General features: G+C 62.5%; 24 protein-coding genes and 1 tRNA gene. 13 read left to right on the top strand and 12 right to left on the bottom strand.

Annotated elements, in window-relative coordinates; genetic code table 11:
* Window positions 1-78: 78 nt before the first annotated feature.
* Window positions 79-1,347, bottom strand: coding sequence for a phosphate regulon sensor histidine kinase PhoR (gene phoR / locus AC1D3C_RS19295; protein ID WP_477484032.1), 1,269 nt, complete (start codon window positions 1,345-1,347; stop codon window positions 79-81).
* Window positions 1,348-1,541: 194 nt separating this feature from the next.
* Here phoR and ppk2 point away from each other — a divergent pair, with 194 nt between their 5' ends.
* On the top strand, window positions 1,542-2,423 hold the full coding sequence (gene ppk2 / locus AC1D3C_RS19290; RefSeq protein ID WP_038539418.1) for a polyphosphate kinase 2: 882 nt from the start codon (window positions 1,542-1,544) through the stop codon (window positions 2,421-2,423).
* A 3-nt stretch (window positions 2,424-2,426) separates the two neighbouring features.
* Here the strand turns inward: ppk2 and AC1D3C_RS19285 are convergent, their stop codons facing one another.
* The gene (locus AC1D3C_RS19285) at window positions 2,427-3,650 is read right to left on the bottom strand and encodes a hypothetical protein (protein WP_477483996.1); all 1,224 of its coding nucleotides are present in this window, start codon (window positions 3,648-3,650) and stop codon (window positions 2,427-2,429) included.
* 248 nt (window positions 3,651-3,898) lie between these two features.
* Here AC1D3C_RS19285 and AC1D3C_RS19280 point away from each other — a divergent pair, with 248 nt between their 5' ends.
* Both AC1D3C_RS19280 and AC1D3C_RS19275 read left to right on the top strand, forming a co-directional pair.
* The gene (locus tag AC1D3C_RS19280; protein ID WP_038539411.1) at window positions 3,899-4,855 is read left to right on the top strand and encodes an NAD(P)H-dependent flavin oxidoreductase; all 957 of its coding nucleotides are present in this window, start codon (window positions 3,899-3,901) and stop codon (window positions 4,853-4,855) included.
* A gap of 130 nt (window positions 4,856-4,985) precedes the next feature.
* Window positions 4,986-5,061 (top strand) — tRNA-Thr (locus AC1D3C_RS19275).
* A gap of 64 nt (window positions 5,062-5,125) precedes the next feature.
* On the opposite strand, the gene AC1D3C_RS19270 is transcribed toward AC1D3C_RS19275, so the two are convergent.
* The gene (locus AC1D3C_RS19270) at window positions 5,126-5,380 is read right to left on the bottom strand and encodes a DUF6074 family protein (protein ID WP_477483995.1); all 255 of its coding nucleotides are present in this window, start codon (window positions 5,378-5,380) and stop codon (window positions 5,126-5,128) included.
* Window positions 5,381-5,748: 368 nt separating this feature from the next.
* On the opposite strand from AC1D3C_RS19270, the gene AC1D3C_RS19265 reads away from it, so the two are divergent.
* Window positions 5,749-6,522, top strand: coding sequence for a siderophore-interacting protein (locus tag AC1D3C_RS19265; protein ID WP_477483994.1), 774 nt, complete (start codon window positions 5,749-5,751; stop codon window positions 6,520-6,522).
* Between the two features lie 64 nt (window positions 6,523-6,586).
* On the opposite strand, the gene AC1D3C_RS19260 is transcribed toward AC1D3C_RS19265, so the two are convergent.
* The 5 genes from AC1D3C_RS19260 to AC1D3C_RS19240 form a co-directional block, all read right to left on the bottom strand.
* The gene (locus tag AC1D3C_RS19260) at window positions 6,587-6,913 is read right to left on the bottom strand and encodes a YciI family protein (RefSeq protein WP_477483993.1); all 327 of its coding nucleotides are present in this window, start codon (window positions 6,911-6,913) and stop codon (window positions 6,587-6,589) included.
* Window positions 6,914-6,916: 3 nt separating this feature from the next.
* Window positions 6,917-7,759 carry a class III extradiol dioxygenase family protein gene (locus AC1D3C_RS19255; protein WP_477483992.1) on the bottom strand — a complete coding sequence of 281 codons (843 nt, stop codon included), beginning with the start codon at window positions 7,757-7,759 and terminating at the stop codon, window positions 6,917-6,919.
* Window positions 7,752-8,105: an extradiol ring-cleavage dioxygenase gene (locus AC1D3C_RS19250; RefSeq protein ID WP_046628082.1), complete on the bottom strand. Its 354-nt coding sequence runs from the start codon at window positions 8,103-8,105 to the stop codon at window positions 7,752-7,754. The genes AC1D3C_RS19255 and AC1D3C_RS19250 overlap by 8 nt, the downstream gene beginning before the upstream one ends.
* Window positions 8,102-8,809 (bottom strand): alpha/beta fold hydrolase, encoded by a 708-nt coding sequence (locus AC1D3C_RS19245; protein ID WP_477483991.1) that lies wholly within the window; start codon window positions 8,807-8,809, stop codon window positions 8,102-8,104. The genes AC1D3C_RS19250 and AC1D3C_RS19245 overlap by 4 nt, the downstream gene beginning before the upstream one ends.
* Before the next feature lie 248 nt (window positions 8,810-9,057).
* Window positions 9,058-10,089, bottom strand: coding sequence for a uroporphyrinogen decarboxylase family protein (locus tag AC1D3C_RS19240; protein ID WP_477483990.1), 1,032 nt, complete (start codon window positions 10,087-10,089; stop codon window positions 9,058-9,060).
* Between the two features lie 163 nt (window positions 10,090-10,252).
* On the opposite strand from AC1D3C_RS19240, the gene AC1D3C_RS19235 reads away from it, so the two are divergent.
* A complete protein-coding gene (locus AC1D3C_RS19235; protein WP_038583504.1) occupies window positions 10,253-10,957 on the top strand; it encodes a ribonuclease activity regulator RraA in 705 nt (234 codons plus the stop codon).
* Window positions 10,957-11,883: a dihydrodipicolinate synthase family protein gene (locus AC1D3C_RS19230; protein WP_477483989.1), complete on the top strand. Its 927-nt coding sequence runs from the start codon at window positions 10,957-10,959 to the stop codon at window positions 11,881-11,883. Before AC1D3C_RS19235 ends, AC1D3C_RS19230 begins: the two co-directional genes overlap by 1 nt.
* Window positions 11,884-12,093: 210 nt before the next feature.
* On the opposite strand, the gene AC1D3C_RS19225 is transcribed toward AC1D3C_RS19230, so the two are convergent.
* Window positions 12,094-13,209 (bottom strand): NAD(P)/FAD-dependent oxidoreductase, encoded by a 1,116-nt coding sequence (locus AC1D3C_RS19225; RefSeq protein ID WP_477483988.1) that lies wholly within the window; start codon window positions 13,207-13,209, stop codon window positions 12,094-12,096.
* A gap of 126 nt (window positions 13,210-13,335) precedes the next feature.
* Between AC1D3C_RS19225 and AC1D3C_RS19220 the strand changes: the two genes are divergently transcribed.
* Entirely contained in the window at window positions 13,336-14,286 is a 951-nt protein-coding gene (locus AC1D3C_RS19220) for a D-2-hydroxyacid dehydrogenase (protein ID WP_477483987.1), read from the top strand.
* A gap of 55 nt (window positions 14,287-14,341) precedes the next feature.
* On the opposite strand, the gene xth is transcribed toward AC1D3C_RS19220, so the two are convergent.
* A complete protein-coding gene (gene xth, locus AC1D3C_RS19215) occupies window positions 14,342-15,115 on the bottom strand; it encodes an exodeoxyribonuclease III (RefSeq protein ID WP_477483986.1) in 774 nt (257 codons plus the stop codon).
* 160 nt (window positions 15,116-15,275) lie between these two features.
* Between xth and AC1D3C_RS19210 the strand changes: the two genes are divergently transcribed.
* Genes AC1D3C_RS19210 through nadE form a run of 3 tightly spaced genes read left to right on the top strand, consistent with a single transcriptional unit; the run spans window position 15,276 to window position 18,089 of the window.
* Window positions 15,276-15,530 (top strand): acyl carrier protein, encoded by a 255-nt coding sequence (locus AC1D3C_RS19210; protein WP_046610902.1) that lies wholly within the window; start codon window positions 15,276-15,278, stop codon window positions 15,528-15,530.
* A gap of 10 nt (window positions 15,531-15,540) precedes the next feature.
* The gene (locus AC1D3C_RS19205) at window positions 15,541-17,094 is read left to right on the top strand and encodes a class I adenylate-forming enzyme family protein (protein ID WP_477483985.1); all 1,554 of its coding nucleotides are present in this window, start codon (window positions 15,541-15,543) and stop codon (window positions 17,092-17,094) included.
* Window positions 17,091-18,089: an NAD(+) synthase gene (gene nadE, locus AC1D3C_RS19200; RefSeq protein ID WP_477483984.1), complete on the top strand. Its 999-nt coding sequence runs from the start codon at window positions 17,091-17,093 to the stop codon at window positions 18,087-18,089. Before AC1D3C_RS19205 ends, nadE begins: the two co-directional genes overlap by 4 nt.
* 20 nt (window positions 18,090-18,109) lie before the next feature.
* On the opposite strand, the gene AC1D3C_RS19195 is transcribed toward nadE, so the two are convergent.
* Together AC1D3C_RS19195 and AC1D3C_RS19190 are read right to left on the bottom strand one after the other, a co-directional pair.
* Window positions 18,110-19,222, bottom strand: coding sequence for a hypothetical protein (locus AC1D3C_RS19195; protein WP_477483983.1), 1,113 nt, complete (start codon window positions 19,220-19,222; stop codon window positions 18,110-18,112).
* Between the two features lie 98 nt (window positions 19,223-19,320).
* The gene (locus tag AC1D3C_RS19190; protein ID WP_477483982.1) at window positions 19,321-19,713 is read right to left on the bottom strand and encodes a PRC-barrel domain-containing protein; all 393 of its coding nucleotides are present in this window, start codon (window positions 19,711-19,713) and stop codon (window positions 19,321-19,323) included.
* A 265-nt stretch (window positions 19,714-19,978) separates the two neighbouring features.
* On the opposite strand from AC1D3C_RS19190, the gene AC1D3C_RS19185 reads away from it, so the two are divergent.
* The 3 genes from AC1D3C_RS19185 to pgi all read left to right on the top strand — a co-directional run bounded on the left by AC1D3C_RS19185 (window position 19,979) and on the right by pgi (window position 24,771).
* Entirely contained in the window at window positions 19,979-21,676 is a 1,698-nt protein-coding gene (locus AC1D3C_RS19185; RefSeq protein ID WP_477483981.1) for a long-chain-fatty-acid--CoA ligase, read from the top strand.
* Window positions 21,677-21,813: 137 nt separating this feature from the next.
* Window positions 21,814-23,058 (top strand): alpha/beta hydrolase, encoded by a 1,245-nt coding sequence (locus AC1D3C_RS19180; protein WP_477483980.1) that lies wholly within the window; start codon window positions 21,814-21,816, stop codon window positions 23,056-23,058.
* A gap of 87 nt (window positions 23,059-23,145) precedes the next feature.
* Window positions 23,146-24,771, top strand: a complete 1,626-nt coding sequence (gene pgi, locus AC1D3C_RS19175; protein ID WP_477483979.1) for a glucose-6-phosphate isomerase — start codon at window positions 23,146-23,148, stop codon at window positions 24,769-24,771.
* The last annotated feature ends 53 nt before the right edge of the window (window positions 24,772-24,824 follow it).

The raw sequence follows: 24,824 nt of genomic DNA, 5'->3' as shown, positions 1-24,824 counted from the left end.
GAAACATTTGTGACATATCAAGTATTTGATATTTAGACGGAAATGCAATGCACAGCTTTGCAGAGAGAGCCCTTTATGTCAGAATCTGACGGTGAACTCGCTTCCCTTGCCGACTTCCGACTTCACGATCAGACGTGCTCTGTGGCGGGTCAGGATGTGCTTGACGATTGCAAGACCTAGGCCCGTGCCTTTCTTGGAACGGCTGTCGGCCACGCTGACCCGGTAGAAGCGCTCGGTAAGCCGCGGAACGTGCTCGGCCGGAATGCCCGGCCCCCGGTCGACAACGCTCACTTCCACCGGATCGGAGGCGCCGTTGCGCAGGTAAACATCCACGAACTTGCCTTCCTGGCCGTATTTGCAGGCGTTCTCGATCAGGTTTTCGAAAACCTGGACCAGTTCGTCGCGATCACCCAGAACCTCCACCTTGCCTTCCGGCAGGTGCGTGCGGATCTCTACCCCGAGATCGTCGGCGAGTGGTACGAGCGCATCCCGCACATGACCGATCAGCGGCTTCAGGTCGATCGTCTGGTCCGGAGCGATATGGGATTTGAGCTCCAGGCGAGACAGCGACATGAGATCGTCGACAAGGCGGCTCATGCGCGTCGCCTGGTCGAACATGATGGCGAGGAACCGCTCGTGCGCGGCCGGATCGGAGCGCGCCGGGCCCTGCAGGGTCTCGATGAATCCTCGCAGCGAGGCAAGCGGGGTGCGCAGTTCATGGCTGGCGTTGGCCACGAAATCGGAGCGCATCCGGTCGATGCGGCGCAACTCCGAAATGTCCCGGAAGGAGAGGAGATAGAGCTTCTGCACCACGGCTTCCGAGCTTTGCTGCATCGGCTGACCGAGATCGATGGGTGCGATGCGCAGGGTATAGACACGCTCGGAGGGCAGCCGCTCGGAATGCTCGATCTGGTTCGGCTCGTCGGTGGCAATGGTTTCGCGCACCATGTCGAGAATGCCGGGCGACCGCAGCCGGGCCGAAAGATGCGATCCGGGGGAAAGGGTGCCAAAGGCCTTCTCGGCCGCCTTGTTCTGGTAGAGGACGGTTATATCCTCGCCCAGCACGAAAGCCGGAATATCGAGCGCACTGAGCGTTGCGGCCACCTGAGGTAGCGGCTGGAAATCTGGCTGCTCTTCCTCGACGATCTCCGGGACCGGCGGCGGAAGGACGACGGGCTTGCGCCCGACAACGACCAGCACCAGCAGCAGCCAGCCGACGAGCACGCCCACCCAATCCATTCCGACCAGGAACGCGATCGTTGCCAGAAGGGTCAGAAGCAGCAACAGCGGTCGCTCCTGCCGAGCCCTCGCAGCAAGCGTGCCCAGACCCCGACGCCATTTCTCCAGTACCGACCCCACAGACAGACTCGCAGCTTTCACAGGTTGAACACGCGCTCATATATCCCCTGCATGACAGATATACATCGCTTCCGAGTGCGCATCGCAAAAATGACGCTATCCGGACTGTAGCGGAATTTCCAACTTGCGTTACATATCGGCTACCGCCCCCATGCGGCGGATCGATCGGAGGGAGCATTATCATGGCGGATGAGACCGAAAGCCGGGCAGTCGATATCGACATCAACGGCAAGCTCAAGCGGTTCGATATCGATGACCCGGTGTTACCGGCCTGGATCGAGGAACGTGCTCTTGGTTCCGGCGGATATCCCCATGACGATAAGCTGGACAAGGACAAATACGCAAAGCAGCTTGAAAAGCTGCAGGTCGAGCTCGTCAAGGTGCAGTTCTGGCTGAAGGCGACCGGCAAGCGGATGATGGCGCTGTTCGAGGGCCGCGATGCGGCCGGCAAGGGCGGCACGATCTTTTCGATCAATGCCTATCTCAATCCGCGTTCGGCCCGCGTGGTGGCGCTCAACAAACCGACGGAGACCGAGGCCGGCCAGTGGTATTTCCAGCGCTACATCTCGCATTTCCCGACCTCAGGGGAGATCGTGCTCTTCGACCGCTCCTGGTATAACCGGGCCGGCGTCGAGCCGGTGATGGGCTTCTGCACGCCGGAGCAGTACAAGGATTTCATGAAGGCGGTGCCGCGCTTCGAAGACACGATTTCCGACGAAGGCATCATCTTCTTCAAATTCTGGCTGGATATCGGCCGCGAGATGCAGCTCAAGCGTTTTCATGACCGGCGCCACGATCCGCTCAAGATCTGGAAACTGTCGCCGATGGATATCGCCGCATTCAACAAGTGGGACGCCTATACCGAGAAGCGCGACGCGATGCTCGAAAAAACCCACAACAAGGAGACGCCATGGGCCGTCGTGCGGGCCAACGACAAGCGCCGCGCCCGCCTCAACGTCATCCGCCACATCCTGCTATCGCTCGACTATGAGGGCAAGGACAAGGACGCTGTCGGCGAGATCGACGACAAGATCTTCGGTTTCGGCCCGAAATTCCTGAAATAGACCTCATTGACCGGGCAGGATGCGCACCGAATAGAGCAGCACCGCCCGGTCCGCGCCGTCGATGCCGCTGTTGAAGATCAGGCGACCGGGCCGGTTGGGCGCGAGCGACCGCTCGAAGGTTACCCGGAAGAGGGCCTCCAGCTTCTCCTGCGTTGCCGTAAAGCGATGGCGACTGCAGCTGCCGAGGCTTCCGAAATCGCAGCGGACCGACAGCTGCGCGGAACTGTTCTGTCCCGACTGCAGGGTCAGCGCCACCGTCGAGCTCTTCCCGGCCATTTCGCGCAGCACTTCCGGTGGTACTTCGACAGAGACATCGCCGCCCTCGCCTGACGTTGCCGATGCGATGCGGACGGCCTGCCCTTCCGAGGCGGCGACCGTCTCGATTTTCGCCTGGCCGCCGGCTTTCATTTCCGCCGCCTTGGAGGGCACGAAGATTTCCACCCATTCATCCGAGAAGCCGCGGCGCGGATCGAAGGCGACTGGGCCTCCCGATCCCTGGCCGGCGACCGAGCGGTCCGCCGACTTCGTGGCTTCCTCGATGATCGATTGCACAAGGCCGGATTGATAGAACCACCAGCAGGCGCCGCCAACCACGCCGAGGGTGATGACCCAGGTCAGGAGATGCGACAGGAAACCGCGACGCTTTCGCGGTTTGGCGGCCCGCTCCGGGGGGACGTCCAGTCCGCTATCGGATGGCGGGCGGGCGTTCCTGTTCGTCCTGCCCGGCTTTGCCGCTTTCGCCTGAGGTGCCGGTTCGAATGGCTCGGCTTCGATCCGCTCGCCGCGCGCGGGGCTGACGCCGCCGAGATCGCCGGGAGACATGGCCGCGGCAGCTGGCGCGCGCGTCTCACCAGAAACGGTATCGACAGGCGGCGCGACGGACGGCGGCGCCGACCGTTGCTGTGCTTCCGGCCGCGGGCGGGCCTCCATGACCGGAGACTCCACTGCCATCGGTTCTGCGGCATATGGCAGTTCCGGTTCGAGTTCAACGGCGGGGCCTGGCACCGGTTCGGCCAGGCGCTCGACTTCACCCATTTCGATCTCGTGGATCTTCCGCTCCAGAAGTTCATGCTGCTGCATGATGATCAGCCGGTCGGTAACGCCCTGCTTGCGAAGGCCGGCGTCCAGCGCCTGACGCGCCGACTGATAAATACGCGCCCTGATCTCCCGGTCCGCCCGGTTCGAGCGATCCAGTGCGTTCCTGATGGCCGTTTCCAAACCGCTCACTGCCGGTCCTTCTTCATACTCTTACCCACTGCGCGGGAGTTTACGTTTCGGTAACCTCTCCGCCGCCGAACTGCAAGCACCGCATTCGACTGCACCATGGCCAAAAATAAGGACAGGATATGTCGGGTGCCTTTGCCGGGCCTCCCGGCGATCTGCTTCGAAAATCTTTCCACCGGCTTTTCGGGGCCTCCGCGATCTGGTAGACGGATTTACGTTTGCGTAAAGGTCAATCGGGAGGTTTTTGATCCATGCTTCCAGCAGTCCTCAAGGACAGGCTTCGCCTGCCCGTGATCGCGTCGCCGCTGTTCATCATTTCCCACCCGGAACTGACGCTGGCGCAATGCAAGGCCGGCGTCGTCGGCGCCTTCCCGGCGCTCAATGCGCGGCCGGAAAGCCAGCTCGACGAGTGGCTGGCCATGATCACCGAGGACCTCGCCACCCATAACGCCGCCAATCCCGACAGGCCTGCCGCTCCCTTTGCCGTCAACCAGATCGTCCATACCTCCAACAAGCGCCTGGAGCACGACCTGATGATGTGCGTGAAATACAAGGTGCCGATCGTGATCTCCTCGCTCGGCGCCGTGCCGGAGGTCAATGCCGCCGTGCATTCCTATGGCGGCATCGTGCTGCACGACATCATCAACAACCGCCACGCCAATTCGGCGATCCGCAAGGGCGCCGACGGGCTGATTGCCGTTGCTGCTGGCGCCGGCGGGCATGCCGGCACGCTGTCGCCTTTCGCACTGGTGCAGGAAATCCGGGAATGGTTCGACGGACCGTTGCTGCTCGCCGGCGCGATCGCTACCGGCGGCGGCATCCTTGCCGCCCAGGCCATGGGCGCCGACATGGCCTATATCGGCTCGCCCTTCATCGCCACCAAGGAGGCGCGCGCCGTCGAGGGCTACAAGCGGATGATCGTCGACTCGAATGCCGCCGACGTCGTCTATTCCAACTATTTCACCGGCATCCACGGCAACTACCTCAAGGGTTCGATCACCGCCACCGGCATGGACCCGGATGCCCTTCCGGTCGCCGATCCGTCCAAGATGGATTTCGACCAGGCGGTCAGCGGGCCGAAGGCCTGGAAGGAGATCTGGGGGGCAGGCCAGGGTGTCGGCGCGGTCAAGGCGGTGGTCCCGGTCGCGGAACTCGTAGATCGGCTGGAAAACGAATACCGGGCGGCGCGCGAGCGTCTTACAGTTTAAACTAAGGGCTGGATAATAACCGTCATTTCAGGAAAATCGTCGAGAAGCCTAAAACCCGGCTTGAAATCGCAGGTCATTGCCTGTATCAGCCGCATCACTCGCAGCCCCGGCAAACCCGGTCGCTGCCCGTGCCGCTTTAGCTCAGGTGGTAGAGCACATCATTCGTAATGATGGGGTCGCAGGTTCGAGTCCTGCAAGCGGCACCACTTATCTCCAATTGTTCCATAGCGCCTGCGTCGCCGACATCTCCGCGCAAAGGCCGGCGCGGGTTTAACCTGCCACAAGGCTGGTTTCGTCGCCGAGGCAATCGCTCTGGAGCTGGATCTGGACGGCGTGCATGAACAGGCCGGCCTGGCGGGAGATTTTCTCGTCTGCCACGCCTTGAGCTTTGAGAGCTGCCGCAAAACCGGCCATTTCCGATCGCCAGAAACGGTTCGCCTGTTCGCCGTGAAGCCGCAGAAGCGCCTCAGCGCAGCGTTTTACGTCAGCGGTGCGCCGATCGGCGGGGAATTGCAGCAGCGTCATGCCATCTCCATACTGTCGGGCGAATCGCCCAGGGATCGCAGCACATTGGCCGCCAGTCCTTCACAAAGGCTGAACGATCGGAGGTATCTGGTGCAGGGAAGGTGGATGTCGAGGCCATCGCTGCGAAGACGATCACCTTGACGACGGCTGTTTGCAGTTCCCGGCTGGCAAAATTACCGGAATTGACACTCGGCAACCCTTGCCGTCCGGGCTTTGCCAGCCTACCTAAAGTTCACACTGCGAGTGCCGCAAGGCTTCGCACGTAAGCGTTAACGTCACTCAACGCGCTGATCGATCGGGCATTGCCGGTTTCGGTCTGCGCGGCTGTGTCCGGCAGGTCGATATCGAAATCCCGTGAAAGGACTTAGATGAACGACCTTACGACCCAAGACCAGATTTCCTCCGCCCCCAAGATCGAGCGCATTCGTCACGAACTCAAGCGTCGTGTGCTGACGGTCGAAACCGTCGAGCGCATCACGCCACAGATGCTGCGCATTACCCTCGGCGGCGAGGATCTTTCGGATTTCGTCAGCGCTGCGCCGGACGACCACGTCAAGATATTTCTGCCGACAGCTGCCGGTGAACCGGAGCGCCGCGATTATACGCCTCGTCGCTACGATCAGGGGGCCAAGTCCCTGGTGCTCGATTTCGCCGTCCACGATGCCGGTCCTGCCACGCGATGGGCGCTGGATGCCGGACCGGGCAGCACGTTGTCGATCGGCGGTCCGCGTGGGTCGGCCGTCATCTCGGGCGTGAAACGCTGGCTGCTGATCGGCGACGAGACAGCGCTTCCGGCCATGGGCCGCCGCATCGAAGAGGCCGGCGAAGACGCCGTGATCACCAGTATTGGGCTGGTCACCGGGCCTGAAGAGGAACAGGTCTTCGAGACGCAGGCGTCGCTCAAGACACTTTGGGTCCACCGCCCCCTTTCCCGCGCCACGGACGCCTCCGGGCTGATCTCCGTACTCGATACGATCGCGCTTGAGCCCGAGACCTTCATCTGGGTCGCCGCCGAGGCCTCGGTTGCCCGTGCGGTTCGAGCCTATCTGGTCGAAAAGCGCGGATATCCGCTCACCTGGATCAAGGCCGCCGGATATTGGGCCGAGGGCAAGGCGGATGCCCACGAGACGATCGGGGACTGAACGACATGACGAAAAGCCCGCCATCCTGACCGGATGGCGGGCTTTTTTATTGGCCTAAATGCGATCAGCCGTTCTTTCGCGGGGTCATCGGGTCGCTGATCCGGGCCGCCTGGAACGTGTCCGGCAGTTGCGTCAGCTCGATCGCCGAAACGATCCCGGCGCGATTGAAGGGATCGCCTTGCGCAAAAGCCTGCGCCTCTTCGAGGCTCGCGGCCTCCAGGACGCCGAAATTGCCGAGCGACGAACCGCCTTCGTCGACAAGCGCCGAGCCGATCAGGACAGCGGCAAGGCCCTCTCCACCCGACTGGACCCAGGCCCGATGCGACGGGCGATGGGTATCGCGGGCGGCATCCTGGCCTTCATGGTGCAGGCAGCGCATCAGGAAAAACATCGATCAGGCCGCATTTTCCAGCACGACCATGCCGGCGCCGGTCATCGACGCCGGGGCGTGGTAGTGCTTGTGGATGAGATTGACGTCGCTGTTCATCGCGGCACGCATGACGAGCCACATGATCAGCTCGGCGCCTTCGGAACCGAATTGTTCCACATAGTCTTCGCGGCTCATGGCGCGATAGGGTTCCGGATTGCTGGCGATACCGTCCAGCCAGGCGCGATCGGCCGCCTGGTTGATGAAGCCGGCACGGGCGCCCTGCAGCTGATGCGACAGGCCACCGGTGCCGAGGATGACGACGCGCTCGTCGCCCGGCCAGCTTTCGATCGCTTCACGCAGAACTTTGCCCATTTCCCAGCAGCGTTGCGGGGTGGGGATCGGATACTGGATGGTGTTGACCCAGATCGGCAGGACCTTCACCGGCCAGGCTTCCGGCCGGCCGAAGAACAGTTCCATCGGCACCTGCAGGCCGTGATCCACCTCGATCTCGCGGCAGACCATTGGGTCGAAATGGCGCTCGACCAGCTTGTCGACGAAATGCCAGGAGAAATCGACCGCTCCTTCGAATGCCGGAATGGCGCGCGGACCCCAGCCTTCATCGACGGGATCGTAGGTTTCGGCGACGCCGACAGCGAAGGTCGGCACGCGGTCGAGGAAGAAGGTATTGCCGTGATCGTTGAAGACGACGACGGCGATATCCGGCTTGGCGTCCCGCATCCACTGCTTGCCGACTTCGTAACCGTCGAAGAACGGCTTCCAGTCCGGCGCGTCACGCAGCCCCTTGTCGAGTGCCGCACCAATCGAGGGAACGTGGCTTGTCCCGAGCCCACCGATGATCTTAGCCATTGCGCTTTTTTCCCAGTCTCAGATGCAGGAAGTCTTCGTGTTCCATGCTGGCCTGCGCCGCACCGATCCTGGTGATCGGGGTCGGATCGACCGCGGAAATCTTCAGGATGAAGAAGAGATTGCCGCCGAGGCGCACCATCTCGTGCCAGTCGCGGGCCATGACCGCCGACTTTTCGTGGGCGCTCAGGCCAAAACTGTCGAGATAGGCCTCTTCATCAGCCTTGAAGGCTGCGCGGTTGGCCGGCTGGCCAAGCGCCATCGCCATCTTGTTGATCCGGTAACCGCGGATCGAGCCTGCCCGGTCGAAGAGCGGGGTATCCGGTATCGTAGCTGCTGCTTCACTCATTGGGATTCTCCAAATCTGCGCGCCAGCCATTCGGTGATGGCGGCGGTGGTTTCCACGGGGCGTTCGACGGGAGCGAAATGCCCGGCATTTTCGATGATGACGAGCTCTGTATCCGGCGCTGCGTCGGCGATTTCCTGGTGCTGGGCGATCGGGCTCCAGCCGTCCTGGCGAGCGGCGACAAGCAGGATGGGACAACGAAGATCGGCGATATAGGCGCTGGCGTCCGGGCGGCCGATAAGGGCGCGGATTTGGCGCTCATGAACCTGCGAGCCTGCCCTAAGAACCATGGCGTGGAGGCGTCCGATCAGGTCCTTGTCACCCACCCGGGCCGGGTCGAGCATCGGCGGCAGCCATTGCTGCGCCAGGTCCTCGATGCTGCGGTTGCCGAGATCGATCATCTGCTGCCGCTTGATTTCCTCGCCTTCGCGCTTTGGATGATGCCCCGTATTGGCCAGCACAAGACCGCGAACCCGATCCGGCGCCATGCGAGCCATCTCCAGGGCGACGCGCCCGCCCATCGAGTGGCCGACAGCAACGATATCGCCGTCCGTCTCGTCGAGAAACGTTCGAGCCATACCGGCGATCGACGTGCCGTTGGAGAGATCGGCGTGATGAACCGGCATGACGCCAGACGCCGCTTCGGCCAAGGGCGCCCAGACGATGGCGTCCGATACAAGCCCGGGTATGAGAACAAGGGTCGTCATGATCTTCCTATCGGACCAACCTGTGTGGGGCAGATCGCCCAACCGCCAGCCGAAAATCCTCTGGCGCAATGTATACATCGATTTTATTTGGGATACAATAGGATGGATTATAAGCCAGCAATGGTCAAGGTTTACATATTTAGGATACATATCTCCGATATCGCGTGTGCTCGGACGCCAAGACCGCAAAACAAAAAGGGCGATTGCCGTGGCAATCGCCCCTGTTATCCACGCACTCAACTGGAAGATCAGGCAGTCTCTCCGAGTTCCCGGCGCATGATCTTGGCGCCCTCGACCATCGCCTTCATCTTGCCGAAGGCGACCTCCCGGGGCAGGTATTTCATGCCGCAATCGGGCGCGACGATGATGTTCTTCGCCTCGACGTAAGGCAGAGCCCGGCGGATGCGGTCGGCGACCGTTTCCGGAGTCTCGATGTTCATGTCCGACAGGTCGATGACGCCGAGCATCAGCGTCTTGCCGGAAAGGCCGGTCAGCGTCGAGCAGTCGAGGTTCGACTGCGCGGTTTCGAGCGACACCTGATGGCAGGAGCAGCCGGAAAGCTGGTTGAGGAACGAATAGCCGGTCGGCCGTTCGTGGATGATCGCGGCATAACCGAAGCAGATATGCACGGCGGTCGTGCCCTGGACGCCGTCGAGCGCGCGGTTGAGCGCCGCGAGACCATACTGTTCCGCCTTCTGCGGCCGGGCCTGCATGTAGGGTTCATCGATCTGCACCACGTCGGCGCCGGCTGCGAAGAGATCGCGGATCTCGGCGTTCACCGCGTCGGCATAGTCGTAGGCGGCTTCCTCTTCCGACTTGTAGAAATCGTTCTGCGCCTGTTGCGACATGGTGAAGGGGCCGGGCACGGTGATCTTGATCTTGCGGTCCGTGTGGCTGCGCAGAAATTTCACGTCCTCGGCCTCGACCGCGTGCTTGCGGCGGATCTTGCCGGTAATGCGCGGCACGGGGTTCGGATGGCCGGAACGATCGAGCGCCGAACCCGGATTGTCGAGATCGACGCCTTCGAGCGCGGTCGCAAAGCGGTTCGAATAGCTCTCGCGGCGGATTTCGCCGTCGGTGATGATGTCGAGACCGGCTTCCTCCTGCGCCTTGATCGCCATGATCGTCGCGTCGTTCTGTGCTTCGGCGAGGTATTCCTGGGGGATGCGCCAGAGTTCCTTGGCGCGGACGCGGGGCGGGAAACGGCCCGCGAGCTTGGCGCGGTCGATCAGCCATTCCGGCTGCGGATAACTGCCGACGAGTGTCGTTGGAAAAAGCACTGTCTCATCCTCCCATGTGTCAGTGTTGAAAGACGTTATACCTCGACAGACGGCGGTCGTGTCAATGACGACGGAGGCGTTAGTTCCTTGACGAACGAGAAGTCGCGACCGAATATCGCCCGCCGTCTGCGAAGGCGTCATTCAAGAATCCCAAGGAGAATTCATGCCGCTGGACCCCAAGATCATCGAGACGCTGAAGGGCGTCTCCACCGCCACGCTGACCACGGTGCTTTTGAAGAAGGGCCTGCGCAATGTCTGGATGCGCGGCACCAAGCCGCTGAAGCCGGGCCAGGGCCGCGTCGTGGGGCCGGCTTTCACGCTGCGTTTCGTGCCCGCCCGCGAGGATCTGGCGACGCCGGAAAGCTGGGCTTCGCCGATCTCCACCCGCGCGGCGATCGAGGCGATGCCGGAAGGCTGCGTTGCGGTGGCTGACGCGCTCGGCGTCACCGATGCCGGCATTTTCGGCGATATTCTCTGCTCGCGGATGGCGAAGCGCGGCGTGGCAGGGCTTGTCACCGACGGCGTGATGCGTGATGCCGAAGGCGTGCTCGGCAGCGGCATGAAGGTCTGGTGCGACGGCATCGCCGCTCCACCCTCCGTCGCCGGCCTCACCTTCGTTGGCTGGCAGGAGCCGATCTCCTGCGGAGGCGTCGCCGTTTTCCCGGATGATATCGTCGTCGTGGATGATGACGGCGCGGTGCTGATCCCCGCCAAGCTGCTCGACGCGGTTGTCGCCGAGGCGCCGGAACAGGAGCGCATGGAAGGCTGGATCATGACCGAGGTGGACCGCGGCGTGCCGCTGCCCGGCCTCTATCCGATGAATGCAGAAACGAAAGCCCGCTACCAGGCCTGGAAGGACGCCCAATAATGACTTTCGGGATCGAGACCAAAGGCGTCTACGCCATCGCCACCACGCCGTTCTTCGAAGACGGATCGATCGATTTTGCCTCGATCGATCGGCTGACGGATTTTTATGAAGAGAGCGGTTGCACCGGCATCACCATTCTCGGGATCATGGGCGAGGCGCCGAAGATGGAGCCGGACGAAAGCCGGGCCATCATCAAACGTGTCGTCTCACGCGCCAAAGTGCCGATCATCGTCGGCGTCTCGGCGCCGGGCTTTGCAGGGATGCGGTCGCTGGCGCGCGATGCGATGGACATGGGCGCTGCCGGCGTGATGATCGCCCCGACGCCTGCGCTGCGCACCGACGACCAGATCGTCAACTATTTCGCCGGCGCCGTCGAAGCGGTCGGCGACGACGTGCCGTGGGTGCTGCAGGATTATCCGCTGACGCTGACCGTCGTCATGTCGCCGGGCGTGATCGCCAGGATCATTACCAACCACCCGTCCTGCCTGATGCTGAAGCACGAAGACTGGCCGGGGCTGGAAAAGGTGTCGAAGCTGCGCGCCATGCAGAAGGCAGGCGAACTGCGCGCCTTCTCGATCCTTTGCGGCAATGGTGGCATGTTCCTCGATTTCGAACCGGAACGGGGTGCCGACGGCGCAATGACCGGCTACGGTTTCCCCGACATGCTGACGGAACTGGTCAATCTCTTCGCGGCCGGCAAACGCGAGGAGGCGCATGACCTGTTCGATGCGCATCTGCCATTGATCCGCTACGAGCAGCAGGCCGGCATCGGTCTGGCGATCCGCAAACACGTGCTGAAGCGGCGCGGCGTCATCACCTCGGATGCGCAGCGCAAACCGGCACAGATGCTCTCCGCGACCGCCAAGGCGGAAGTTGACTATCTGCTCACCCGTCTCGCCAAACACGACAGGCGCGCGGCGTTTTGAGAACCTCTCATTGGTGAAGCCGAGCAAGTGTCCCCCTCACCCCGCCTCCGCTTTGCTCGGCGGACCTCTCCCCAAGGGGAGAGGATGAGCGGCGGCGCCTGCGCACCCAAACAACTGAGGCAAAGAAGTCGAGAGACGGCGCGACATATCTCTTCTCCCCTTGGGGAGAAGGTGCCGGCAGGCGGATGAGGGGGCCTTCGGACTTCTACCTCAACCCAAGCTCAAGCTCTTAACCCTTTCGGCGATTGCCATGGAGGCGGTAAGGCCAGGGCTTTCGATGCCGTAAAGCGCGGCATAGGCCGGATGGCCGGTGGTTTCAGGCCCCTGAATGATGAAGTCGCCGGCCCCTCCCCCGTTCGGACCGACTACCTTCGGCCGCATGCCCGCGTAGGCCGGCTGCAGGGCGCCGTCCGGAAGATTTGGCCAGTAGCGGCGGATCGCTGCATAGAACTTGTCGGCGCGGCGGGGATCGACGTCGTAGTCGATCGCCTCGACCCATTCGACATCCGGGCCGAACCGCGCCTGGCCGGCGAGATCGAGGGTCAGGTGGACGCCGAGCCCGCCGGTCTCCGGCACTGGGTAGATCAGCCGTTCCGCCGGCGCGCGGGCGGTCAGCGAGAAGTAACAGCCTTTTGCATAGTGGCGCTCGGGGATCGTTCTCCTGTCGAGGCCGATCATGCCTTCGGAGATCGCCCAGGCGCTTAAGCCGGCCGAATTCACCACCAGTTTCGCCGCGATCTCCACGGGATCGCGGCCGCCGACCGAAAGCCGCACGGCACCGGCCAGAAACTCGCGGCCCAGGACGGGCGAGTTCAGCACGATACTGCCGCCATGCGCTTCGATGTCGGCGATATAGGCTTCCATCAGGCGGTGGCTGTCGATGATGCCGGTCGAGGGGGAGACGAGTGCGGCAAAGCCCGTGATCTGCGGTTCGAGGCGGGCAAGTTCGGTGCCGTCGATCAGCCGGCAATCGTCGACGCCATTGGCTTGTGCCTGCTTCAACAGTTTTTCGAGATAGGCGACTTCGGCTTCGTTCGAGGCGACGACCAGCTTGCCGCATCGCTTGTGCGGAATATGCCGGTCGCGGCAGTAGGCGTAGAGCTTTTCCTTCCCGGCGACGCAAAGTTCGGCCTTGAGGCTGCCGGTCGGATAATAGAGCCCGGCGTGGATGACTTCGCTGTTGCGGGAAGAGGTGATGCTGCCGGTCATCGGCTCGGCTTCCAGGAGCACGACCTCGCGGCCGGCGATTGCCAGTTCGCGGGCCACCGCCAGCCCCACCACGCCGCCGCCGATGACGACGCAATCGAGCGTCAACACTTCACCCATGCCATTCTCCGCACTTTTGCCTTCCGGTCGGCGGGCGGGATGATATACGAGAAATCCATTGCGGCCAGCGCTTCGGCCGCCATGGTTCGATTGGGAGGAGTTTCAAATCATGCAGGAATTTTCGCGATGAAGGTCGTGTTTCTGGACCGCGACACGATCGGCCCTTCGGTGACGATCACCCGGCCCGCGTTCGCTCATGAATGGGTAGAGTATGGCAAGACGGCGCCGGAGGATGTGGCTTCCCGTATCGCGGATGCCGATATTGTCATCACCAACAAGGCGCCGGTGCGCGAGCAATCGATCGCAAATGCCCCGAAGCTGAAGATGATCGCGGTCGCCGCGACCGGCTATGACGTGATCGACCTCGCCTTTGCCAAGGAGCGCGGCATCACCGTCTCCAACGTGCGCGGTTATGCGGTCAACACCGTGCCGGAGCATACGTTCGGCCTGATCTTCGCGCTCCGCCGCTCGATCGTCGGTTTCCGCCAGGACGTGATCGCCGGCGAATGGCAGCGCGCCAACCAGTTCTGCTTCTTCAACCACCCGATCAAGGATCTGGCCGGTTCGACGCTCGGCATTTTTGGCCGCGGCACGCTCGGCAGGTCGGTGGCGAAGATCGCCGAGGCGTTCGGCATGAAGGTCATTTTCGCGGCCCGGAAAGATGCGGAAAAGGTCGAGCCCGGCTACACGGCTTTCGACGAGGTGCTGGAAACGTCTGATATCATCACCTTCCACATGCCGCTGACGCCGGCGACCCGCAACCTCATCAGCCTGCCCGAATTCCGAAAGATGAAACGGCATCCGCTGATCATCAATACCGCCCGCGGCGGGCTGGTGAACGAGGCCGATCTGGTGACCGCGCTGGACGAGGGCCTGATCGGCGGCGCCGGTTTCGACGTGCTGACCAAGGAACCGCCGGCACCGGACAATCCGCTGCTGACGATCCTGGAACGGCCGAACTTCATCCTCACCCCGCATGTGGCCTGGGCGAGCGACGAGGCGATGCAGACGCTCTGGGCACAGGTCATCACCCATGTCGAGAATTTTGAGAAGGGCTCGCCGTCCAACGCGCTCTGAGCCGAGAAGCTTCGGGAGCATTGCCGCCGGTCGGAATGGGCCAGGAAGATCTTACCTAGTCGCCGAGTTCGATCCAGGCCGGCGCGTGGTCGCTCGCATGATCGCGGCCGCGGATGTGGCGGTCGACGCCGGCTGCCTGCAACCGGTCCGCTATCGAGGGGCTGAGCAACAGGTGGTCGAGCCGCAGGCCGGCATCTCGGCCCCAGGCGTTCCTGAAATAATCCCAGAACGTATAGATGCGCTCGCCCGGGTGCAGCTTGCGGATCGCGTCGGTCCAGCCTTGTTCCTGCAGCCGGGAAAACGCCTCTCGTACCTCCGGCCGGAACAGCGCGTCATCCCGCCAGCGTTCCGGTTTGTAGACATCGAGATCGGTCGGCATGACGTTATAGTCGCCGGCAAGGACGATGGGTGCACCTGTCTCCAGCAGCGCCTGAGCATGCGCCAAAAACCGCTCGTACCAGGCAAGCTTATAGGCGAACTTTGGCCCTGGGGCGGGATTGCCGTTCGGAGCATAGAGGCAGGCGATCAGCACGCCCTGCACCGCGGCTTCGATATAGCGGCTGTGAAGGTCCTCCGGATCGCCCGGCAGGCCGCGGCGCGTCTCGATCGGATCGGCGTCGCGGGCAAGGATGGCGACGCCGTTCCAGCTTTTCTGGCCGTGCCAGGCTGCGCCGTAACCCGCCTTCTCGATCGCCTTTGCCGGAAACTTCTCCTGCGGCGCCTTCAACTCCTGCAGGCAGACCACGTCCGGCGCCGCCTCCTCAAGCCATTCGAGGAGCAGGCCGAGGCGACCGTTGACGCCGTTCACATTGAAGGTCGCGATCTTCATGGATGCATCAACGTCGAGGGCGGCATTTGGATGCGGTTAAGCTTGTGGACAAAAGCGTTTTACAAATTAGCAAAACGTTCAGGGATAGTCTGGAAGATGCCTTTTCAATCGACCGCGCCCGCATTCGCGCGGCAAAAACCATTTGTGGAGAGGGCCGTCGATGGCGGAAGCAATCGAAAATAGCGTGCGCGAGTTCATCGCGGAAAATTTTCTTTTCCGGGCCGACGCGCAGGTTTCCAACAACCAGTCGCTACTCGAAAGCGGCGTGATCGATTCCACCGGCGTGCTCGAGCTGATCGCCTTCCTGGAACAGACCTACGGCATCACCGTCGCCGACGATGAAATCGTTCCGGAAAACCTCGACAGTATCGACAACATGACGAGCTACCTGTCGATCAAGCTGGCAGCGGCCTGAGGCTGCGCCGGTGCGCATAGAGGCCAGGCTCGGCGATAGTGCCAGACGTTTCGGAACGAAGCTCGCGCTCATCGCGGGCGACGTCCGGCTGACCTACGCAGAACTCGATGCGTCGTCCGATCGCCTCGCCGCAAGCCTTGCCAGCGGCGGCATCAAGCCCGGTGACCGGGTGCTGATGGTGCTGGACAACAGCCATGAGGCGGTGGTCAGCTTCTTTGGCCTCTGGAAGGCGGGCGCCGTGCCCTGCCCGCTTTATCCGTCGATCAAGGCGGAAAAGCTCTCTGTCATTCTAAACAGCACCGAGGCTTCCGCGGTCATCACCCATGCCCGTCAGCGGGCGACGGTGGATGCGGCCATCGCCATGGCGAACATGCAGCCGCTGACGATCGTTACCCAGGCGGATGTCGGCGACGATCTCGGTCGTGGATTACGGTTCGAAGATCTGGTCCGCGACGAGGTTTCGGTACCACTCGAGAGATTCGAAAACATCGAAGCGCTGGCGCTGCTGCTTCACACCTCGGGCTCCACCGGCCAGCCGAAGGGCGTGATGCTGACCCATGCCAATGTCGGTGCCGCCTGCGAAGCGATCGTTGCCTATCTCGGCAATACGTCCGAGGACATCGTGCTCAGCGTCCTGCCGCTGTCCTTCGGCTACGGCATCACACAGGTGGTGACGATGGTTATGGCCGGGGGTACGCTGGTTCTCGAAAAGAGCTTCGCCTTTCCGCGGAAGATCCTCGAACGGCTGGCGGAGGTGAAGGCGACGGGTTTCCCGCTCGTGCCGCCGATGGCCGCTCTGATTACCGGCATGAAGGATCTGGAGCCCGGCTTTCTGCCGCATCTGCGCACCGTCACCAGCGCCGCCGCGGCCATGCCGCCGGCCCTTGCCGAGCGGTTGCAGCAGCTTTTCCCGGATATCCGGCTTTTCCTGATGTACGGCCAGACGGAATGTCTGCGTGCCACTTACCTGCCGCCTGAAGAGGTTTCCCGCCGGCCGCTTTCGGTCGGCCGCGCCATTCCCGGCACCAGCGCTTTCGTGATCGACGAGGACGGACGTCCCGCTCCTCCGGGCACGATCGGTGAACTTGTCGTCGAGGGGCCGCATGTGATGTCCGGTTACTGGGGCAACGACCTGACCTCGGTAAGGGCACTTTCGCCGGTTGCTGGCGGCAGGCGGCTGCACACCGGAGATCTCTTCCAGGCGGATGCGGACGGCTTTCTCTATTTCGTCAGCCGGCGCGACGACATCATCAAGACACGCGGAGAAAAGGTCAGCCCGCAGGAGGTCGAGCGCGCGCTCTATGCGCTGCCCGGCATCAAGGAAGCGGCGGTTGGCGGCATCGACGACCCGATCTTCGGCCAGGTCGTGCGCGCCTATGTGGCGGTGGAGGACGGCGTGACGCTGACCGAACGGGAAATCATCCGCCACTGCGCTCAGCTGCTCGAAGATTACATGGTGCCGAAAAGCGTCGAGTTCCGCGACGCGCTGCCGCGCACGACGACCGGCAAGATCCGGCTCGGCGCGGATGAAACAAACACAGTCACACGGGGGAATGTCGCATGATCCAGAGCCTGAAGCAGGCCCAGAAGGCGGGGAAATTCTGGGCCGAGACGCTGAAGCTCGACGCGGAGGCCGAGATCGAGCGCATCTGCGGCTGGCTGCGCGAGACGGTGCTGAAGGATCTGCGCAAGCGCGGCGCGGTGCTCGGCTTGTCCGGCGGCATCGATTCCAGCGTCACCGCGGCCCTCTGCGCCCGCGCGCTCGGTGCGGGCAAGGTGACGGGCATCTTCATGCCGGAGCACGATTCCGATCCGGACAGCTTGAAGCTCGGCAAGGCGCTGGCAGAAGCGGTCGGAGTCGAAACGGTTCTCGAAGATATCGGTCCGGCGCTTGCCGCGGCCGGCTGCTATACCCGCCGCGACGGCTTCATCCGCCAGATCGTCCCGGAATTTTCCGAAGGCTGGGGCTGCAAGGTCGTGCTGGAAAATGCGCTGACCGGCCGCGGGTACAATATTTCCTGGCTAGTGGTCGCCAATCCGGCCGGCGAACAGAGCCGCCATCGCATGCCGCTCGAAGTCTATCTCGGCATGATCGCGGCTGCCAATATGAAACAGCGCACCCGCAAGCAGATCGAATATTATCATGCCGACCGGTTGAACTTTGCCGTCGCCGGCACGCCAAACCGGCTCGAATACGATCAGGGCTTCTTCGTGAAGAACGGCGATGGCGCCGCGGATTTCAAGCCGATCGCGCATCTCTACAAGAGCCAGGTCTATCAGCTTGCCGAAGCGCTCGGCGTACCGGCGGACATTCGCCGGCGCCCGCCGACGACGGACACATGGTCGCTGCCGCAGGGCCAGGACGAATATTATTTCTCGCTGCCCTATGACCGGATGGATCTCTGCCTCTACGGGCTCGACAACGGGATAACGCGGGAAGAGGTCGGCGACGCCGCCGGGCTGACGCCTGATGAAGTCGATGCTGTCTGGCGCAATATCGCCTCAAAGCGGAAGGTGGCGGAATATCTGCATGCCGAACCGGTGACTATGCTCGGTTAAGTGGGCTCGGCTGAGAAGCCTCAGTCGAACCGGTCGCCGATCAGGCGCGTCCAGCTTTCTCCGGCAAGGCCGCTGATCAGCGCCTGGCCGGACCTGATCGGCTCCAGCAGGCTCTTGTCGCGCGCCTGCGCGACAAAGAACGAGCGGCCGTAGAAAATCGCCTTGCGGCTCATCAGCGTCGGGATCAGCCATGGATGCCCGCCGCCGCGTATGCCGGAGCATCCTATCTCGTAGGCGTGCGCGAACAGGTCGTCCACGAGGTCCGGGGTCGCATTCGGGGCCGACAGCGCCTGTAGAAGCCAGCCGATTTCGCCAGGACCAGCAAAATAGACGTAAGCTGCAACCGGCCGGCCGTCGGGAGCAAAGCCGACGCGCCACTCGGGATAACCGAAATTCCGCTTGTCCTCCGCCTGCCTCAGAAACCAGCCCAACGAACGATCATCCCAGCGCGGGCGAAGGGGATAGTTCAGGGCAAGCGTCAGAAGTGATGTTCCGAATTCTTCGCGGGTGACATCCCGGAAGGTGATCCTGGAGGCGCCGCGATCGGCCGGACGAAGAGGTGTCATGTGGGTCAAAGCTGCGCCGCGATCGGCAATCCGACCGAGGGGACGTAAAAGGGTTGCGGGCCGCAACCGCCTGGCGAGGACTTCGACCGCTGCGGAAGCCGGACGGAGGATGCGCAGCCAGTTCATGCTATAGCCGGGATCGAGCGGATGGCCGGCCTTCTGCCACATGCCGAGCGCCGTGGCATTGGCGGTCTCTGTCAGCGAGATATCCTGCGGGCCGGTGAGGAAGGAGCGCAGCAGCCGCGCACCGGCGAGTGGATTTTCCTTCGGGTTCCGAACCATCATCGAGCCGGCAAGGGCTGCGCGAAGCGGCCGGCCATCGAGCTCCAGCCGCGACGGAAAGACGCCGATGAAACCGGAGACCCTTCCATCAGCCTCCGCAAACACCTTTGACCGGATGTCGGGCTCAGCCCAGGGGTGATCGAAAAAGGCTTCTTCCAGATAGGCGATCAATGAGGGCGACGGCGCTTTCGACTTGCGAAACGTCTCCTGGAAAAGCTGCGCTACCGCTTCGATATCACCGCGCTCGAGATCGCGGACCATGCCCGCTTCCGTCTTTCCCGTCATCGCCGTCCCCTTGTGGCGAGGACCTTGCATCAGGAGGATTAAATAAACGAAAAGAGGCCCCGCAATACGGAGCCTCCGGAGTTCCGTCGGCGGAACGCTTACATCCAGTAGGGCGGAACGCCATAATAGTCGTAGATCGTCCGGCCCTTGTCGTTGAACCAGGTATCGTCGTCCAGGTCGCGGTAGCGCGGGGCGCCGGTGATCTGGTCCTTGGTCAAGTCGATGCGGTAGCCATCGAGTTGTTCGTCATAACGAAGCTTTTCCCAAGGCAGCGGGTAATAGTCGTCACCGATGCCGAGAAAGCCGCCGAAGCTCAAGACCGCATATCCGACGCGGCCGCCGCGCTTTTCGAGAAGCACGCGAACGATGGAGCCGATATGCCTGCCGTCGGCGCCATAAACCTTTGTCCCTTCGACCTTGTCGCTGGCGATCAGCGATGGGCTGTCCTTGACATAGGGGTCCTGTCCGGCACGGGGTTCTTGATGCAACATTTGCGCACCTCCTTTGTGATTCCTCATGCATTTTGTTAGGTTGGGAAAACGCCGTAGCCTTTCGGATGTTCCGCTGTCGTCCAAATACGCTCGCCCACGCCTATCTGACGTTTACGTCAAAGTTAGATAGCTGTTTAAATCTGTGCCTATGGCTTGATGCTACCGTGGCATGGCATAAGCTGTTGTTCGCGGGAAGGTGGAGGACCTGGCCCGCACGCGCCGGGAAAGCGCGGGATAACAAGAAAAACGATAGAGGAGGTCCAGCATGAACGAAGTCACCGCACGTACCGGTGCCAATCCGCCCAAGATCTGGCTTGCCTCCTATCCGCCGACCGTGCCGGCCGAAATCCCGCCGCTGCAGCATCAATCCCTCGGATCACTGTTCGAGGAAAGCTGCGCGCGCTACGCCGACCGCCCCGCCTTTTCGAGCATGGGCAAGGCGCTCACCTACCGAGCGCTCGAAGCGGAAAGCCGCAAGGTCGGCGCCTGGCTGCAGGCCCAGGGCCTGGTCAAGGGCGACCGCGTGGCGGTGATGCTGCCGAACATTCTCCAGAACCCGGTGATCGTCTACGGCATCCTTCGCGTCGGCATGGTCGTCGTCAACGTCAATCCGCTCTATACGCCGCGCGAACTGGCCTATCAGCTCAAGGATGCTGGTGCCAAGGCGATCTTCGTACTCGAAAACTTTGCCCACACCGTACAGCAGGCCTTGCCGCAGACGGAGATCAAGCACGTCGTCGTCGCCACGATGGGCGACATGCTCGGCTTGAAGGGCCATATCGTCAATCTGGTCGTGCGCAAGGTGAAGAAACTGGTGCCGGAATGGTCGCTGCCATCGGCCCGAAGCTTTAAGCAGGTGATTTCCGAAGGCACCCGGCAGACGATGAATGCGGTCGAGGTCTCGCCTCGCGATATCGCCTTCCTGCAATATACCGGCGGCACGACCGGCGTTTCCAAGGGCGCCATCCTCACGCATGCCAACCTGCTCGCCAACAAGGAGCAGATGGYCCTCTGGCTGGAAACTGCCTTCCTCAATAAGCCACGCCCGGAGCAGATCCAGTTCATCTGCGCCCTGCCGCTCTATCATATCTTTGCGCTGACGGTGAATTCGCTGATGGGGGTTGCGACCGGCAGCCACAATATCCTGATCGCCAACCCGCGCGACATTCCGGCCTTCGTCAAGGAACTGCAGAAGTACAAGATCCACGTCTTCCCCGGGCTCAACACGCTGTTCAATGCGCTGATGAACAATCCGGACTTCCAGAAGCTGGATTTCTCGTCGATGATCCTTGCCTTCGGCGGCGGCATGTCGGTGCAGCGGCCGGTCGCCGAACGCTGGATGAAGATGACCCATTGCCAGATCACCGAGGGTTACGGCCTGTCGGAAACCTCGCCGGTCGCCACCGCCAACCGGCTCGACGCCACTGAATTCAGCGGCATGATCGGACTTCCCATCTCGTCCACGGAAATCTCGATCCGTAACGACGACGGGTCCGAAGTGGAACTCGGCGATGTCGGCGAGATCTGCATCCGCGGCCCGCAGGTGATGGCCGGTTACTGGAACCGCCCGGATGAAACCGCCAAGGCCATGACGACAGACGGGTATTTCCGGACCGGCGACATGGGCTACATGGACCGCCAGGGCTATACCAAAATCGTCGACCGCAAGAAGGACATGATCCTCGTCTCCGGCTTCAACGTCTATCCGAACGAGGTCGAGGAAGTCGTGGCGACCCATCCAGGCGTGCTGGAATGCGCAGCGATCGGCGTCCCGGACGAACATTCCGGCGAGGCGGTGAAGCTCTTCGTGGTCAAGAAGGACCCGAACCTGACGGAGGCGGACGTCAAGGCCCATTGCGTGACCAACCTGACCGGCTACAAACGCCCGCGTTTCATCGAATTCCGCTCCGAGCTGCCGAAATCCAATGTCGGCAAGATCCTGCGGCGGGAGCTGCGCGGCTAACCTACCGTTGCAACGCTGCGACAGATGACGACCAAGCGTGTGCCGTAAAGCCGGAATCCTTCCGTTAGCGGTGGACGATGCGGCAGTCCTTGATTAGCCCTTTCCGCGGGGGCTGGGCAAAGCATGTTGGAGTTCGCTTGGAAAGCCGCGCCGGATTTTCGTTTCATGTGATTGCCGTTCTCACGGTGCTGAGCGTTCTTGCGGGCTGCGCGGGGCGCCCCGAAGGCGTGCTCATTCCAACCCAGACGCAGGCAGCTGGGACCTCGAAGGTCGACGTGCTGGTGGCAACTACGCGGCGCCCGACCGAGACGCCCGGCGTGCTGTTTTCCGGCGAGCGCGGCAAGGAACCTGTCGTCACCGAGATTGCCGTTTCCATCCCGCCCGACAAGGCTCGCGAAGTCGGGCAGGTGCAGTGGCCATCGAAGCTGCCCGCCAATCCGGCCAAGGAGTTCGCGACGGTTTCCGTGACGCCGCTTGCCACCTCGGCGGCTCAATCCTGGCTCAAGGGTCACCTGGGCAAGAGCCGTCGGGTGTTCGTCTTCGTGCACGGGTTCAACAACCGCTACGAGGACGCAGTTTATCGCTTCGCCCAGATCGTCCACGACTCCAATGCGGATGTGGCTCCGGTCCTGTTCACCTGGCCGTCACGCGGCAGCATCTTTGCCTATAATTACGACAAGGAAAGCACCAACTATTCCCGCGATGCGCTAGAGGAGATGCTGCGACGGCTGGCGAAGGAGCCTGGCGTCGGCGAGATCACCGTCATGGCCCATTCGATGGGATCGTGGCTGACCGTCGAGGCACTCCGCCAGATGGCAATTCGCGACGGCCGGGTGGCGCCGAAGATCCAGAACGTCATCCTTGCCTCCCCGGATCTCGATGTCGACGTGTTCGGCCAGCAGCTTGCCGAAATCGGCGAAAAGCGGCCGCATTTCACGCTGTTCGTTTCCCGCGACGATCGGGCGCTCAGCCTGTCGCGACGGATTTCCGGCAATATCGACCGGCTCGGCCAGGTGGATCCGACCGTCGAGCCTTATCGCAGCGAATTCGAGAAGGCCGGCATCGTGGTTCTCGACCTCACGGCGCTCAAGACCGGCGACCGGCTGAACCACGGAAAATTCGCCGAAAGCCCGGAGGTGGTGAAGCTGATCGGCAACCGACTGATTGCCGGGCAGACGGTGACCGACTCGGACGTCGGGCTCGGCGAGACGCTCGGCGCCGTGGCCCTCGGGACGGCTCAGACCGTGGGCAGCGCCGCCAGCGTAGCCGTCAGCACGCCGATCGCCATCTTCGATCCGACCACCCGCCGGAACTACAAGGACCAGGTCGACCGCTTCGGCAATTCGGTCGGCAACGCCGTCGAAACGGCGGTTGGACAATAAACGCATCGCCGCCACGGCCGTGCTTGATTTGACATCAAAACGGAATAGGTTCCCGATCATCCCATTTCGAGTGCCGAGGAATCACCCATGCAGGCCATCGTCCAAGACCTGAAGTCCACCGTCGCGAAAACCAATGCCACGGATATCCGCGCCGCCTTCGCAGCCGATTCCGGCCGTTTCGCAAAGTTCAGCGCCACGTTCGACGACCTGCTGATGGACTATTCCAAGACGGCGGTGAACGACGAGATCATGGTGCTGCTCGAAAAGCTGGCGGATGCGGGCGGCGTCGCCAAGAAGCGCGAGGAGATGTTCTCGGGCGTCGCGATCAACTTCACCGAAGGCCGCGCCGTGCTGCACACGGCACTGCGCAACCGCTCCAATACGCCTGTGCTGGTCGACGGCAAGGACGTGATGCCGGACGTCAACGGCGTGCTCGCCGCGATGGGCAAGTTCGCCGACGGCATCCGCTCGGGCGCGCTGAAGGGTGCGACCGGCAAGAAGATCACCGATATCGTCAATATCGGCATCGGCGGCTCCGATCTTGGCCCGGTCATGGTCACCCTGGCGCTGGCGCCTTTCCATGACGGCCCACGGGCGCATTTCGTCTCCAACGTCGACGGCGCCCATATCGCCGACACGCTGAAGCTGCTCGACGCGGAAACGACGCTGTTCATCGTCGCCTCGAAGACCTTCACCACCATCGAGACGATGACCAATGCTGCCTCGACGCGTGCCTTCATCGCCGACAAGCTCGGGGAAGCAGCCGTCGGTCATCACTTCTGCGCCGTCTCCACCGCGCTCGACAAGGTCGCCGCCTTCGGCATCGAGAGCGACCGCATCTTCGGGTTCTGGGATTGGGTCGGCGGACGGTATTCGATCTGGTCGGCGATCGGCTTGCCGCTGATGATCGCTGTCGGGCGTGAGAACTTTGGGAAGTTCCTCGACGGCGCGCATGCGATGGACACCCATTTCCGCACCGCGCCGGTGCGCCAGAACCTGCCGATGTTGCTCGGCCTGATCGGCTTCTATCACCGCAACGTTCTCGGATATCCGTCTCGCGCCATCCTGCCCTACGACCAGCGGCTGCTGCGCTTCCCGGCCTATCTGCAGCAGCTCGACATGGAATCGAACGGCAAGGGCGTGACGATCGACGGCACGCCGGTCGAGGGCAATTCCGGTCCTGTCGTCTGGGGCGAACCCGGCACCAATGGCCAGCACGCCTTCTATCAGCTCATCCACCAGGGCACGAGCGTCATCCCGGCCGAGTTCATGATCGCCGCCAACAGTTTCGAGCCGCACCTGCGCCACCAACACGAGCTTTTGATCGCCAACGTTCTGGCGCAGTCGGAAGCGCTGATGAAGGGCCGCTCCTTCGAGGAGGCCAAGAAGCAGCTGACCGACAAGGGCATGGATGACAAGCAAGCCGATTTCATCGCGCCACATCGCGTCTTCACGGGCAATCGCCCTTCGATCACCTTCGTCCACGACAAGCTGACACCGTTTGCGCTCGGCCGGCTGATCGCGCTCTACGAACATCGGGTGTTCGTCGAAGGCGTGCTCTTCCGCATCAACTCGTTCGACCAGTGGGGCGTCGAGCTCGGCAAGGAACTGGCGACCGGCCTGCTGCCCGTCGTGGAAGGCAAGGAAAGTGCTTCCGGCCACGATGCCTCGACGCAGGGGCTGGTGAAGGCGCTGCTAGCGGCCCGGAAATGACTTTTCGGCCCTCATCAGGGGGCCGAACTATTTCCCTTTGCAGACCGAAGATA

This window comes from Neorhizobium sp. P1_A6, from assembly GCF_056406795.1.
This window is presented reverse-complemented; position numbering and strand designations above follow the sequence as displayed.